Annotated in this window: 12 protein-coding genes; 7 read left to right on the top strand and 5 right to left on the bottom strand. The window is 51.9% G+C overall.

Going from position 1 to position 14,127, the window contains the following annotated elements:
• Positions 1-40: 40 nt before the first annotated feature.
• Positions 41-1,165 (bottom strand): D-TA family PLP-dependent enzyme, encoded by a 1,125-nt coding sequence (locus ABID13_RS12145; RefSeq protein WP_048929033.1) that lies wholly within the window; start codon positions 1,163-1,165, stop codon positions 41-43.
• Positions 1,166-1,538: 373 nt separating this feature from the next.
• On the opposite strand from ABID13_RS12145, the gene ABID13_RS12140 reads away from it, so the two are divergent.
• The 7 genes from ABID13_RS12140 to ABID13_RS12110 all read left to right on the top strand — a co-directional run bounded on the left by ABID13_RS12140 (position 1,539) and on the right by ABID13_RS12110 (position 9,070).
• The gene (locus tag ABID13_RS12140; RefSeq protein WP_007861591.1) at positions 1,539-3,044 is read left to right on the top strand and encodes a sodium:solute symporter family protein; all 1,506 of its coding nucleotides are present in this window, start codon (positions 1,539-1,541) and stop codon (positions 3,042-3,044) included.
• Between the two features lie 22 nt (positions 3,045-3,066).
• Positions 3,067-3,699 (top strand): helix-turn-helix transcriptional regulator, encoded by a 633-nt coding sequence (locus ABID13_RS12135; RefSeq protein WP_048929032.1) that lies wholly within the window; start codon positions 3,067-3,069, stop codon positions 3,697-3,699.
• Positions 3,700-3,733: 34 nt separating this feature from the next.
• Positions 3,734-5,347: an N-acyl-D-amino-acid deacylase family protein gene (locus ABID13_RS12130; protein WP_007861587.1), complete on the top strand. Its 1,614-nt coding sequence runs from the start codon at positions 3,734-3,736 to the stop codon at positions 5,345-5,347.
• A gap of 48 nt (positions 5,348-5,395) precedes the next feature.
• Positions 5,396-6,367 (top strand): sugar kinase, encoded by a 972-nt coding sequence (locus tag ABID13_RS12125; protein ID WP_048929031.1) that lies wholly within the window; start codon positions 5,396-5,398, stop codon positions 6,365-6,367.
• A gap of 126 nt (positions 6,368-6,493) precedes the next feature.
• A complete protein-coding gene (locus ABID13_RS12120) occupies positions 6,494-7,123 on the top strand; it encodes a bifunctional 4-hydroxy-2-oxoglutarate aldolase/2-dehydro-3-deoxy-phosphogluconate aldolase (protein WP_007861585.1) in 630 nt (209 codons plus the stop codon).
• A gap of 90 nt (positions 7,124-7,213) precedes the next feature.
• Positions 7,214-8,293, top strand: a complete 1,080-nt coding sequence (locus ABID13_RS12115; protein WP_007861584.1) for an L-threonylcarbamoyladenylate synthase — start codon at positions 7,214-7,216, stop codon at positions 8,291-8,293.
• 102 nt (positions 8,294-8,395) lie between these two features.
• Positions 8,396-9,070, top strand: a complete 675-nt coding sequence (locus tag ABID13_RS12110) for a FadR/GntR family transcriptional regulator (protein ID WP_007861583.1) — start codon at positions 8,396-8,398, stop codon at positions 9,068-9,070.
• Here the strand turns inward: ABID13_RS12110 and ABID13_RS12105 are convergent.
• From ABID13_RS12105 to ABID13_RS12090, 4 genes are all read right to left on the bottom strand, one after another.
• Positions 9,063-10,481, bottom strand: coding sequence for a glycoside hydrolase family 32 protein (locus ABID13_RS12105; RefSeq protein WP_048929030.1), 1,419 nt, complete (start codon positions 10,479-10,481; stop codon positions 9,063-9,065). The two genes, ABID13_RS12110 and ABID13_RS12105, sit on opposite strands and share 8 nt — an antisense overlap.
• Before the next feature lie 31 nt (positions 10,482-10,512).
• A complete protein-coding gene (locus ABID13_RS12100; RefSeq protein WP_048929029.1) occupies positions 10,513-11,928 on the bottom strand; it encodes a PTS transporter subunit EIIC in 1,416 nt (471 codons plus the stop codon).
• Between the two features lie 166 nt (positions 11,929-12,094).
• The gene (locus ABID13_RS12095; RefSeq protein WP_007861579.1) at positions 12,095-13,084 is read right to left on the bottom strand and encodes a LacI family DNA-binding transcriptional regulator; all 990 of its coding nucleotides are present in this window, start codon (positions 13,082-13,084) and stop codon (positions 12,095-12,097) included.
• A gap of 143 nt (positions 13,085-13,227) precedes the next feature.
• The gene (locus ABID13_RS12090; RefSeq protein WP_242849202.1) at positions 13,228-13,941 is read right to left on the bottom strand and encodes a GntR family transcriptional regulator; all 714 of its coding nucleotides are present in this window, start codon (positions 13,939-13,941) and stop codon (positions 13,228-13,230) included.
• Between the last annotated feature and the right edge of the window lie 186 nt (positions 13,942-14,127).

Raw genomic sequence — 14,127 nt, 5'->3', positions numbered from 1 at the left:
CGTAATTCCTTTCTTATCTTAAATTTTTCTCAAACACATGTTAATAAGTGATCTTGCGGTTTCTTGCCGTGACTTCCCATGTATCAGCCATATGTCCATTTTCAACCACGGGAACAGACGGGTATAGGGCGCTGGTGGGACAGATATGGGTGGGCACCACAAAAAACTCATCTCCCACCTGGGGGCACTGGTCCTCATAGCCGGGTTCCATGGCAAAGGCCCAGTGTTCCTCGCTCTGGAATAATTCCTGGACATGATCCATACCTGCGATGATGCCCCGGGTTCCTTCCGGGTCGGAGGCAATCCCTTTGTATCCCAGATCCAGGGTAAAATGGCCTTTCACAGGGCAGCTGACAACTCTTGTGAGCACGGCCGCTCCCGGAGTAAAGGGCAGGTCGGGATATTTCTTACTATATCCATAATCATTGATAAAATAGGTGCCGGGTGAAAAATAGGCATGATATGGTGACTTGGGAAAGTCCGCATAGCAAGGCATGGAGGGGGATCCGCCCAGCACCAGAGTATGGCAGGAGTATCCCCTGTCGCTTATATGGGCGCATACTTCACGGATCTGTGAGGCGCTTACATCCGCATGCTGTTTGCGCAGGTTAAACTCCTGCTCGGTGCGGTGACCATCGTAGCAGTGGAGGCCCATCATGGAAATGCCCTCCATAGAAGCGCACCGGTTGAAAAATTCTTCTGTGTCAGGGATGGCTACCCCGGTGCGGTTCATTCCCAGGTTCACATCCACCAGAAGACGCGCCACGGAGCCGGATTCCTTAAATACCTGTCCCAGGGCATGAACCTGTCCGGCGTCATCTCCCACGGCCCAAAACCGTACCTGGGGATATGCCATGGTTAAGTTAAGAAAACGTCTGATATTGGGACCAACCAACGGGTAGGCCACCAGCACATCACCAGCCCCGCAGCTGGCGGCCATTTCGGCCTCCGCTATGGTTGCACACTTAAAACGTGTAATGCCCGCGCTCATCTGCAGGCGGACCATCTGCGCCATCTTATGTGTTTTTACATGGGGCCACAAGTTCTCAGGGCCGCCAGCCAGGCTGACTGCTTTTTTGATATTCTCCCTGATGATATCCAGGTAGTAGACAAGAGCCGGCGTGATCACATCTTTGGATTCTTCAAACAGATATTTTTGCTCCATAACAACCTCCTTTATTTGCTCGCGGCCATCAGACGATTTAGACGAATCAGACGAGTCACTGTCGGTTGAGGCACACGGATTGCGGCAGAATCAGAAACACTGTTCATTATGGTTATAACACAAACTGTTGAAATTCGCAACACAATATTTGCAAAAAATATCAACAAAAATTTGAAATATAATGAAATAGAGATAAATATGCACAAAAAAATAAAAAAGCATATTGACAATTTGTTGAATACTCATTACAATAAAATTAAACAAATTGTTGAACTGTTCAAAATTTTGGCAGAATTCAGAGACGGGTTCAACAATGTTTTAAGTGCCTTCAGGCACTGGATGTTACTCATCATTTAACTTAAGGAGGAAGAGTATGTTAACAAAGACCCATGCTACATTTTTTATTGTTGGATTCATGCTGTATGTGCTTTTAATGATCGTGGTAGGCATTATCTGCAGCAGAGGCAAATCCAAAGGAAAGGATTACCTCACAGGCGGAGGCAAGATGCCCATGTACCTGATCTTTGCAACCATGGGCGCGACCCTGATCGGAACAGGTTCGTCCATTGGCGCAACGGCCAACGGATTTAAGAACGGTTTTGGCGGTTCCGCCTATGGGATGGGCGCTGCCCTGGGCATCCTGGCATTGGTACTGGTGGCCAAGAAGTCCAAGCTCAGGGCCAAGAACCTGATGACCATGGCGGAGGAGGCTCAGTTCCATTACAATGGAAACAGGATGGTAAAGGCTGTCATGAGCTTTATGATGTACATTATTGAGGTGGTATGGCTTGGCAACCATATCAACGGCGGCGCCACTTACCTGAGCTATGTAACCGGAATGGACCTGACCACCTCCAAGATGGTGGCCGTGCTGGCATTTGGAATCTATGTTATCATCGGCGGTTATCTGGCCGTGGTGTGGACGGATCTGATACAGCTGACCATACTGGTTTTCGGGTTCATAGCGATCACGGCTATTTCCATTCCCATGGCGGGCGGCTGGGGGACTATCACGGACACCATTACAGCTGCGGGAAAGGCAGGGAATTTAAGCTTTTATGGAATCGACTCCATGGGAGCCATGGCGCTGTTCTCACTGATGTTTTCCATTGCCATCCCCTGTCTGGGAACACCCACTTACCGTATGCGTATCTATACGGCCAAGGATGATAAGACCGCCATTCGGGCCTTGAGCCTTTCCGGCTGGCTGCTGTTGATTTTCTCACTGCTTCCTGCTATTATTGGTATGGCGGCATTTACAATCGCAACCAATACAGGAGCCCAGGCAGTGCTTGAAAAGCCGGACTTTGCATTTACTTATATCGCTACCGTGGTGCTGGGACCCATGCTGGGCCTGATGTTCATGATTTCCGGACTTTCTGCAACCATGTCATCCGGTGACTCCGATGCCATTGCCGGGGTTACGATCCTGATCCAGGACATTTATCCCATCATAACCGGAAAGCAGCTGGATGATGAAAAGGTGGGCCGGTGGTCCAGAATCGCAACCGTGGCCACCCTGCTGTTAGCCTTTTTTGCAACGCTGTTTGCCAAGGATGTTATGAGTTATATCAGCAATGTGATCGGCTCCATTATTCCCGGCGTATCCATCGCCATGCTTCTGGGCGCGTGCTGGAAACGCTCCACCTGGCAGGGCGGACTGGCATCAGTGGGAGTCGGGACCGTATTCGGTGTCCTGTATCTGGCGGTACCTGCATTTTCCAGTGCGGTGGCAGGTATTTTCACAGGACCTGCTATTCCTGCAACCTTAGTTGCCCTGGCAGCGGAAGTGATTGTCTCTTTGTGCACAAAGAAAGAAGAAATGTCCGAAGAAGAAAGACTTGCTCTTGTATTTGAATCAAGAGGAGCTGAAAAATAAGGGCTTGAAGGGAGACCGATTCATGGGGTTTGTAAAAGATAATTTTGAGGTGCTTGACAGTATTGCAAGGTGTATATCCTGTCAGTTCGGACCTAACTGCGAGGTGGTGCTTCACGACCTTACTCTGCCGTATGACCAGACCATTGTGGCAATCTACAACGGCCATGTGACAGGGCGGGAGATCGGCGGGGGAGGAACCAATGCAGGTCTGGAAATCCTGCGGGGCACAGCCATGCCTGAGGACCAGTATGGTTATATCAACTATACCAAGGACGGAAGGACCCTGCGTACCTCCAGCAAGTATTTCAGGGGCGAGGACGGCAGGGTGGAGGGAAGCCTTTGCATCAACCTCGATATTACAGGCCTTTTGATAGGGGAAGCAGCCATGAGGGCCCTCGGCGGCCATGGGGCTGAGACCAACACCAAGGAGGTATTTACCAGCAATGTGGACGAGCTGCTGGATCTGATGATGCAGGATGCAGTGCAGAGTACCGGAAAGCAGCTGTCCATGCTGACAAAGGAGGACAAGGTAGCGGTGGTCCGCTATCTGGATGAGAAAGGCGCCTTCCTTATTAAGAAGTCGGCTGAGAAGGTTGCGGACTTCCTTGGTATCTCCCGTTTTACTGTTTACAATTATCTGAACGAGCCCCAATAGCCAAAAGGGGCAAAAGAAAGCGGGGAAACAGAGAATGGGATCTGTTTTGATCAAAGACGGGCTGGTATATGACGGACTGGGAAATACACCGGCCAGGACAGATTTATATATAGAGAATGACAGGATAAGGAAAATAGGACCCCATATGGAGGAAGAGCGTGCGGACCAGGTGATCGATGCAAAGGGCATGGCGGTAACTCCGGGGTTCATTGATATACACAGGCACTGTGATGCAAAACCGTTTAACAGCAGGGAGTTTGGGGATGTGCTCCTGTCCCAGGGAATCACAACCACCGTGGTGGGAAACTGCGGCATTTCCATGACGCCTGCCAGCTCTGACCCCGACCGGGCCAGGGAGATGTACGAGTTTGACGAGCCTGTGCTGGGGCCCATTACAGATAACCGGATACACACCTACCATGATTACATGGAAGCCCTGGATCACATAAAGCTTCCTGTCAACTTTGCCTCCATGATCGGCACCGGTGCGGTGAAGATAACGGTCAAGGGGTTTGCAGACACCCCCTATACCCGGGAGGAGATGGAGGCGGCCAGGGCATTGGTGGAGGACGCCATGAAAGAGGGGGCGGCCGGTGTATCCGTGGGTATTATGTACCTGCCTGAGTGTTACAGTACAGCGGATGAGTTTGCCGGGCTGCTGGAACCCGTTGGGCGCTATGGAGGTGTTGTCACCGCCCATATCCGCGGAGAGGGCGACAGCATGGTGGACAGTGTCAGGGAGATCATAGAGATTGGGAAAAAGGCCGGATGCGCGGTGGAGATCAGCCATTTTAAATCCTGCGGCATGGCCAACTGGAAGAGGGAGATCCACAGGGCTATTGCTCTCATAGAGGAAGCCAGGGCAGCGGGACAGGATGTGACCTGCGACTTTTATCCCTACGAGGGAGGATCCACAGCCCTGACCACCATGGTTCCCCCGGTGTATGTAAAGGGAGACATGGGAAATGCCTTAAAGCGCATGGGAACGCCGGAGGGCATAAGGGAGTTCAGGGATGCCTGCAGCGTGCCCTATGATGACTGGGATAATTTTGCCATTACCTTGGGGTGGGACAGGATCCTGATATCCGGAGTGGTAAGGAAGCACAATGAAAAATTTCTCGGCAAAACAGTGACGGAGGCGGCCCGGGACTTTGGATTTGAGGATCCGGCGGACTGCGCGGCATACCTGATGCATGATGAGGACGGAAGAACGGCCATTATTAATATGAGTATGTGCCAGGAAGATATTGACACAGTGGCAAAGCTGCCCTATTCTGTAGTTATATCGGATTCCATTTACGCGGATACCAACACGCCCCATCCCAGGATGTATGGAGCATTTCCAAAGATCATCAGGGAATACGTGAGGGAGCGGGGGATCTACACCATGGAGGAGGCGGTGATGAAGATGACCTCCATGCCTGCGAGGCGGATGAAGCTTGAGGGAAGAGGCCGCCTGGAGGAAGGCTGCTTTGCTGATATCAATGTGTTTGACCCGGAGCATTTCCGCGACAATGCCACCTTCTCCCAGCCGGCCAGGATGGCAGAGGGGCTGGCGGTGTGCATGGTAAATGGAAACGTGGTGCTGCGGGATGGAAAGCCCCTGGGAGAATTTTGCGGAAGGAACCTTCGTATCACCAGGGGGTAACATCCATATGAGATGGGAATCTTTATATTATCAGACAAGGAGAGACATATGCCGGAGATTATTACAATTGGCGAGACCATGGCTGCATTTACGCCTGAGTCCACGGGATTTTTGCGGTATGTCAGCAATTACCGGATGCGGATCGCCGGCGCGGAGAGCAACCTGGCCATCGGCGTCTGCAAACTGGGGCACAGCGCGGGCTGGGTCAGCAGTCTTGGAAAAGATGAGTTCGGTGAGTTTGTGAGAAACAGCATAAGGGCGGAGGGTGTGGATACCAGCAGAGTGGTATTTGACCCGGAACACAGAACCGGTATCATGTTTAAGCAGGTGAGAAATGCTTCAGAAACCTCTGTGTTTTATTACAGGGAACATTCCGCAGCCAGTTTCATGGGCCCGGATCTGCTGGATGAATCATATCTGTCCAGTGCCAGGATCCTTCATCTCACGGGGATCACCCCGGTCCTTGGAACAAACTGCCGGGAGATGGTGGAGGCAGCCATGGACCTGGCTGTAAAGCATGGACAGATGATCAGTTTTGACCCCAATATCCGCAGGAAGCTGTGGGGCGATAAGGACTTTGCGCCAATGCTCCGGGATATGATGATGAAAGCACAGATCGTGCTTCTGGGTGCGGATGAGGCCCAGGCGCTCCTTGGCACCGCAGAACCGTCAGAGATCATGGATCATCTGTTTGACAAGGGGCTGGCTGAATATGTGGCTGTAAAGGACGGAGCAAAGGGAGCGTATGTGGGAAGTCTTGAGAACACCCGGAGGGACCGCGATGGCCTGGTCCGGATCCCGGCCTTTCCATGCAGCTGTGTTGATCCGGTGGGAGCCGGAGATGCGTTTAATGCCGCATTCCTGTGCGGTATTCTGGAAGGAAAAGATATAAGGGAATGCGGCAGTATGGGAGCCGTGGCAGGGGCCCTTGCCACTGAGACCTATGGGGATACGGAAGGGTATCCCTCCCAGGAACAGATGGAGGCGGCGGTCAAGGGGAACACCATGGTCTACAGGTAAGACGGACCGGCAGCGGAATGTCTTTTGGATAGAAACATAAAATATTCATACCCTCAGTGGACAAGGGCAAAACCGTGTGTCCCCTTGTCCACTGAGGGCAGGGGGCTGCAGGGAAAGGAGCAGGAGATGAAGAAAATATTGGAACATAATAAGATCTGTGCGATTATGAGGAACATACCCTTGGAAAAAACGCTGGATTACGCCGAGGCAGTGTACCGCGGAGGCGTCCGCATGTTTGAGGTGGCCATGAATTCAGACAGCGCAGTCCGCCAGATCGAGATCATGAGAGAGCGGTTCGGCGGTCAGGTCTATGTGGGAGCCGGCACAGTGACAACGCCGGAGCGCTGCCGAATGGCATGGGAGGCAGGGGCCCAGTTCTTCCTTACGCCCTCCGCCACGGTGGGAACCATGGAATTCTGCCGCAAGTACGATATCCCGCTTTTGCCGGGGGTACTCACCCCAACGGATGTGGCCGTGTGCCTGGAATATGGATACCCTATTATGAAGCTGTTTCCCGCAGGGGATATGCCGTCCTCCTATATCAAGAGCCTGAAGGGGCCGTTTGACGGCACGGAGTATGTGGCTGTTGGGGGCGTGACCGCGGACAATATTGAATGCTTTCTAAACAATGGGTTCATAGGAGTGGGGATCGGAAGCAACCTGATGCCAAAAGAGTATGTGAAGAATAACCAGTGGGAACAGGCATCCCAATATGTTGGGGAGATCGTAAGACGTGTGAATGGTTCTGATGTCTGAACTTTACATTCAAAGCTGCCGGTGCTAAAATAAATTGAGCACCGGCGTTTTTGTGCCTAAAAAGAGACAGATGGGATACTGAGGTAAGTGATGGAGACAAAACGGATCATAATCAAGGATAGAGAGAATATAAAAGATGAGGAACTGTCAGCGGCGGCGCAGGTCCTTCGGGAGGGCGGCCTTGTGGCATTTCCCACGGAGACCGTGTATGGACTGGGGGGCAATGCCCTGGATGAGGACGCTGCAAAGAAGATCTATGCTGCAAAGGGGCGGCCATGTGACAATCCATTGATCGCCCATATTTCGTGTGCAGAGGAACTGGAACCCCTGGTAAAGGAGATCCCTGAAGCGGGTAGGAGGCTGATGGAAGCATTCTGGCCCGGCCCTCTTACCATGATCTTTCCAAAGAGCAGCAAGGTTCCCTATGGAACAACGGGAGGTCTGGATACCGTGGCTGTGCGAATGCCCGATGACCCCATCGCCAACCGGCTCATAGCCCTGGCCGGGGTTCCCATAGCAGCTCCCAGCGCAAATACATCAGGGCGTCCCAGCCCCACCACGGCGGATCATGTGTGGCAGGACATGAACGGGCGGATTGAAATGATCATTGACGGCGGGCCTGTGGGGATCGGGGTGGAGTCCACTATCGTGGATGTGTCGTCACCGGTGCCTGCTGTACTGCGCCCGGGCGCCATCACCATGGAGATGCTCAGGGAAGTGCTGGGAGAGGTAACCATTGACCCGGCTATCCTGGGCCCCATGTCGCCGGGGGTGCGCCCCAAGGCTCCGGGCATGAAATATAAGCACTATGCGCCCAAGGCGGATCTTACGCTGGTGGAGCCGGAGGGCATGGCCATGGATCAGGACCAGGTGATGCGTATGGTGGAAACGGTCAGGAAGCTGGCGGAAGAAAAATGTTCCCTTGGCTTTCGCGTGGGCATTATCTGTACGGATGAATCAGCATCGGAATACCCCCGCGGACTGGTCAGAAGCATTGGAGCCAGAAGGAGCCAGGCGTCTGTGGCCCATAACCTGTATGCGGTTCTCAGGGAATTTGACGATTTAAAGGTGGATTTCATATTTTCCGAAAGCTTTACGGAGGACCACCTGGGCCAGGCGATCATGAACCGCCTTTCCAAAGCGGCGGGGTACAGGATCGTGCGGGTATAGGTGGGCCTGGGAGGAAAATTAGGGGCCGGATTCGGAATTTAGATGTCCGGATCGGAACTTAAGGGCCGGTATCAGGTGAATGGAAAGCATAAGGAGGACAAGATGGAAAAACAGACCCTGGGAGAGATCGCTGCCCAGAAACTTCTGGGAATGATACAGGAAAAAGGCTATACGGCCGGAGATAAGCTGCCCACGGAAGCGGAGCTGGTGGAACTTCTGGGAGTGGGACGGAATACGGTGCGGGAGGCCTTGCGCATCCTGATGTCCAGGAATATTGTCACCATACGCCAGGGTTCCGGCACCTTTATATCAGATAAGAATGGGGTCGCGGATGACCCCCTGGGATTTTCCATGATTGAGGACAGAAGAAAGCTGACCGAGGACCTGATCCAGATCCGTGTCATGCTGGAGCCGCCCATAGCTGCCCTGGCTGCCCAGAATGCCACTCCGGAGGATGTTCTTGCCCTGGAAGCTGTGCTGCTTGAATTGGAGGAGTGCATGGAAAAACGGGAAGATTATTCAGAAAAGGATTCCCAGTTCCATGCCATGATCGCGGGCTGCAGCCATAATCTGGTCATGACCAACCTGGTTCCCGTGATCACGGACGGAGTCCAGGTGTTTGCAGGTTCTGTCCGGGAAACAGAGTATGAAAATACCAGGGAAGCCCACCGGAGGATATTTGAAGCCATCCGTGACCGCCGGCCCGTGGACGCCCAGCAGGCCATGTATTTTCATCTGATGTTTAATGATATCCGGTATAAGGATGAGGTCAAATAGCAGGGATTTCGTCTGATCCGGCTTCGTAGGTCCTGCCGCTTAGGACGCGCTCGCCGTTATTTGCGTAGATTTCCACAAAGGTGTTGTCCAGGCAGATCAGGAGTTCCATGGGGCTGCAGGGAGCAAAGGTGCACCGGCGCAGGGAACCGTAAGCCGGGTCTACCGGGATCTTCAGACTGCTTCGGTCCCAGGTGATGCTGCGCTGGGCCATGTCCACTGTGAGGGACCAGAAATCCTCACTGCTTCCCACTTGCAGGACATGGGGAAGGCCGTCATCTTCAAACGACCAGTTAAGGCACACCGGAATTTTTGGGTTTGAATAGGGAGTTGGGTGGGGCGGGACCTGGATGGGAGTGCCAAATGCGGGCAGGACTTCAGGGCAGGGAGGAGTATACAGCTGCCCCTGTCTGACCTGCAATAAGCGGGGCAGGGTCAGGCCATGGCGCCAGTGGTATCTGTCCTCGGGAAGCTTCTGCTCCCCGCACCCCAACCAGCCAAATACCATGGGCGTTTTATCCTTTCCATAAAACGGCTGGGGCGCATAGAAATCAAAACCACAGTCCGTCTCCTGAGTGCGCTCTGCACGAAATTCCATGTGTTCCAGATCCAGTCTGCCTGTAAGGGCAAGGGAAGTAAACTGATTGAGATACCTGTCTCCCTGGGGGGGAAGGCCGATCAGTGAGATCATCAGCACATCATATCCATCAGACTTTATAAATCCGGGGCATTCCACCATGGTTCCAAGGTTCAGTTCCTTTCCCTTTTCTGTAATCCGAACAATCCCCAGATAATCCCACTCCAGAAGCGTGGAGCCTGAGTACAGGATCAGCTGTCCTTTCCCTTTTGGGTCCGTGGCCCCCAGCATCATATAGTAACGGCCGTTTTGTTCAAATACAAAGGGGTCGCGGATGTCACCGCCCATGCCTGACGGGGCGCCATCGATCAATGGATTTCTACTGCACTTTGAGATGGTTCCGTCAGGTTTCATAATGGCGGCGGCCTGTTTAGGGATCCGGCCTTTTTCTGTTTTATAGTTTGCAGTATAGAACAGGTAACAGTTTCCGTCCTCGGGGCTGACAAAGGCATTTCCGGAATAGCATCCGTTTTTTTCATAGGGCTGTGAGGGGATCAGGATCTCATCACACCATTCCCAGGCAGACAGATCCCTGGATTTCACATGGGCCCAGTGCTTCATTCCGTGGCTTGCCCCAAAGGGGTACCACTGGTAGAACACGTGGTACCAGCCTTCATACCAGCACAGGCCATTGGGGTCATTTAACAGGCCGCAGGGAGGGCAGATATGGACCACGGGCCGGTAAGGGCTTTGGGAAACTGCTGCGGCCAGGTCACGCAGATATGGGATGTGTTCCCTGGATATGGCCGTATATTTGTCAAAGTTCTTCAGTTCCATGATTGTTCCGCCTTTCTGTTTGATCCGCCGGTTACGGCTGTTTATTTCCCAGCTTTCCGGCTTTTGCACACACCAGGATAAAGACAATGGGGAGTGCAAATGCAGCCAGGTTTCCTATGATATATCCTGCCAGCACAGGCGGGTAGACAATGGTCAGCCCCGGAAGTCCGGTCAGGGCAAAGCCGATCGCTTTCACGTCCAGAAGTTTCATCACAGCGCCTCCGATTCCAGCGCCGGTGATGGCGCAGATAAAGGGAATCATGGAGTCCTTAATGTTGACTGCAAAGATTGCCGGCTCCGACACTCCAAACAGGGTTGGGAAAAAGGAGGACATGGCGATCTCGCGGTCTTTGGAGCGCTTTTTAGCCAGCAGGTACATGCCGATGCAAGCCCCGCCCTGTGCTATGATGGATACGGACCACAGGGGCTGTATGTAGTTAAACCCGGTGTTGGCCACCAGGCTGGCCTCAATGCCCTGGATGGCATGATGGGTTCCGGTAATGACCAGAGGCTGGAGCAGGGCGGCAAATGCAAATGCACCCACAATACCGCAGCGGTTATAAAGAAAATCTGTGACGATCCCCAGTCCGTGTCCGATGAGATTGCCCAGGGGGCCGAATACCAGGAACAGTGCAAGGCCTGAGATCAGAAGGGTAACGGATGGCACCACGATAAAGGAAACCACCTGGGGAACATGCTTTTGCAGCACCTTTTCCGTCCTGGCAAGGAACCAGGAGACAAGAATGGCGGAGAATACGCCGCCCTGGAAACCAACAATGGGAGTCTGTATGCCCAGAAGGCTCCAGTACTGGGGAACAGCGCCCGCGGCAACCGCGTTGGCATCCATCAACCCCGGATGGATCATGATACAGCCAAGTACAATTCCCAGAATGGGGTTGCCTCCAAAGCGCTTCACTGCGGAATAGGTGATCAGCACCGGAAGGAAGGTGAAGGTTGCGGCAATGATGTTCAGGCATGCGGCAAAGTCCGCGACCAGTTTGCTCTGGTCTGCCAGAGAACCCTCCAGTCCGAATAAACCCGCTGTTGTAAGCAGGGATTTTATGCCCACGATCATGGCTGCTCCCACAAATGCCGGAATGATGGGAACAAAGATATCACTGAAGATTTTAAATGCTTTCTGAAGGGGCTTTAAATCCTCGGTACCCTCCTCTTTAACCTCCGCCACCGTGGACTCACCCAATCCGGTCATGATGAGGAATTCTTCATAGACCGCGTCCACGGTCTTAGTCCCGTAGATGATCTGCAGCTGTCCGCTGTTAAAGAAAACCCCTTTTACCCCGTCCAGTTCTTCCAGGGCCTTTTTGTCATACTTTGTATTGTCTGCCAGAATCAGGCGAAGACGTGTAACGCAGTGGGTAGCCTTGGATACATTTTCCTTTCCTCCGATCAGGGGAAGAAGCTGGGAAGCCATTTTCCTGTAATCCATACGTAAGATCCTCCTTTTTGTTGAGTGGTTCCAGATGGTTTATGATTGTTGGGGTGCTTCATATTGTTTAATTGCGCGCAACTTGGAACGTTCCAAATTTTCTTGGTTTTAGTATACATGGAACGTTCCAAGTTGCCAAGAGATAAATTAAAAAAATAAGACCGCTCTAAATACGAGTGGTCTTACCCTGGATAAATGTCACGGGAAACAGTTTGTAATATTCAACTTCCTCGCCTGCGATCTGCCTGCAAAGGGTGTCCACCGCATAGGCGGCTATGTCTTCCACAGGCTGGCGCATGGAGGAGATCCGGATCCGGTCATTAGCGTGACTTTTGGTACCGTCAAATCCAATGATCTGCAGGGTATGGCCGGGCACGGCCGGACAGCTGTGGGAACGGAGGGAATCGATCATATATTCCGCATACCGGTCCGCCGCGGTAAACACACCGTCCCATGGAGTGTTGTTTTTAAATTCCTGCTCCACAAAGCGGTCGATCTCCAGAATGAATTCCTGGGAATCAGATTCCGAATATAACTCTATAAAGGGGATGTCATTTTCCTGGCAATAGCTTACAAATCCATCCCGGCGCAGCTTGGTGACCCCGTTTTTATCTGAAAGCCGGCCGATGAAAGCCAACCGCCGGCAGCCCAGTTCCAGGAGCTTCTGGGCAGCCATCACGCCGCCCTGGAAATTGTCGGTGCTCACAAAGGGAATATGGGCATTAAAATAGCGTTCAATGGCCACCATGGGTATATTGGCATCCGCCACATAGGGGGCAATATCGCTGTAAGTAATGGACAGGATCCCATCCACTTTGTTTTCCTTTGCCATAGAAACATACTCCAGCTCCAGATGATAGTCATTCTGTGAATTGCACAGCAGAAGCTTGTAGCCCCGGCGGCGCAGCTCCTGTTCCATATCATTGGTTAGTTTGGAAAAAAAAGGAAACCAAACGGTGGGCAGAATGAGAGCCACGGTATGGGTCCTGTTGGATTTAAGGCTCCTGGCATAGGCGTTGGGGACATACCCCAGGTCCTTTATGGCCTGTTCCACCTTTTCCTGGTATTCGGGTCTGACCTTGACATGGTTGATGACATTGGACACAGTACCTCTGGACACACCGGCCAGTTTTGCCACATCATTGATGGTTACCATGGATGATTCCTCCTGTTGCACGCCTGAATCGCGGAATATGCTGCCAGCATACTGGATGGCGGCAGGCGAGAGATGATAGTTGTCCATATTATATCAGATCATGGGGGGAATGGCTAGAGTGTCTTTCGATTGGGGGAGAGCAGTTATTTTAGGTTTACTCTGAATATATATTTGTCCCCACGTATGACCGAATAGGTATATTCCGCAATGGAATCCTCCTCGTAACTGTATCGCTCCAAAAGCTGGCAGGGAATTGAATTGGAAATCTGCAGCAATTCCCTTTCCTTGCGGTCAGCCATGATGGGGCGGAAGGTTTCAATGGCATGGTCCACGTGGAAATCGTATTTTCTTTTTAAATATTCATATAGGGATCCCTTGTTTTTTAATAATTCTATGTTCAGCTGATGGAAGCGCCCTTTGGGAAGATAGGTGGTTTCCAGCATCAGAGGATAATTCTGCGCAGAGCGGAGACGGATCAGACGGTGAAAAGCACTCTGAACCGGGTAATTCAGTTTCTGGGCCAGCATATGGTCCAGCTGGATGACCTGGTAATCGATCAGATCATTGTGGATCAGTATGTTGTCGTTTTTTAGTTCGTCAGTAAAGGAATAGAATCCGCTCAAAGGCTGTTCAAATACCTGGGGCTGGACAAACGAGGCGTTTCCATGGACCGTATATATGTATCCGTCTTGTGACAGCCGGTTTAAAGCCATGCGTACAGTGGTCCGGCTGACATGGTATTTGTTGCTGAGATAGCGCTCAGAGGGAAGCTGGGAGTTCTCTTTGTATTCAAGAGATTCAATGGCAGCCAGTATTTCATTATAAAGTTTCATATATAAAGGAATGTCGTGCTTCAAGGGGTGGTCCTCTCCTCTAATCTGTATATTTTTAAAGTAATATATAAAACGTCAGAAAACTTTTTGTATATCTCAATAAAATATGTTCACTTAAATGACTATATCACTTTTTTTAGGATAGGGCAATTGGAAAAGAACAATAAATCAGGGGAATTTATGGAAAAATAATACCAGTGGCGCAAGTGG

Source organism: Enterocloster citroniae (assembly GCF_040545455.1).
Classification (GTDB): domain Bacteria; phylum Bacillota; class Clostridia; order Lachnospirales; family Lachnospiraceae; genus Enterocloster; species Enterocloster citroniae.
The sequence above is the reverse complement of the archived record's forward strand: the minus strand, read 5'-3'. Positions and strand labels throughout refer to the sequence as shown.

Coding starts and splice junctions, on each gene's coding strand:
- ABID13_RS12145 (WP_048929033.1), bottom strand. CDS start 1,165: ATGGAGCAAAAATATCTGTTTGAAGAATCCAAAGATGTGATCACGCCG.
- ABID13_RS12140 (WP_007861591.1), top strand. CDS start 1,539: ATGTTAACAAAGACCCATGCTACATTTTTTATTGTTGGATTCATGCTG.
- ABID13_RS12135 (WP_048929032.1), top strand. CDS start 3,067: ATGGGGTTTGTAAAAGATAATTTTGAGGTGCTTGACAGTATTGCAAGG.
- ABID13_RS12130 (WP_007861587.1), top strand. CDS start 3,734: ATGGGATCTGTTTTGATCAAAGACGGGCTGGTATATGACGGACTGGGA.
- ABID13_RS12125 (WP_048929031.1), top strand. CDS start 5,396: ATGCCGGAGATTATTACAATTGGCGAGACCATGGCTGCATTTACGCCT.
- ABID13_RS12120 (WP_007861585.1), top strand. CDS start 6,494: ATGAAGAAAATATTGGAACATAATAAGATCTGTGCGATTATGAGGAAC.
- ABID13_RS12115 (WP_007861584.1), top strand. CDS start 7,214: ATGGAGACAAAACGGATCATAATCAAGGATAGAGAGAATATAAAAGAT.
- ABID13_RS12110 (WP_007861583.1), top strand. CDS start 8,396: ATGGAAAAACAGACCCTGGGAGAGATCGCTGCCCAGAAACTTCTGGGA.
- ABID13_RS12105 (WP_048929030.1), bottom strand. CDS start 10,481: ATGGAACTGAAGAACTTTGACAAATATACGGCCATATCCAGGGAACAC.
- ABID13_RS12100 (WP_048929029.1), bottom strand. CDS start 11,928: ATGGATTACAGGAAAATGGCTTCCCAGCTTCTTCCCCTGATCGGAGGA.
- ABID13_RS12095 (WP_007861579.1), bottom strand. CDS start 13,084: ATGGTAACCATCAATGATGTGGCAAAACTGGCCGGTGTGTCCAGAGGT.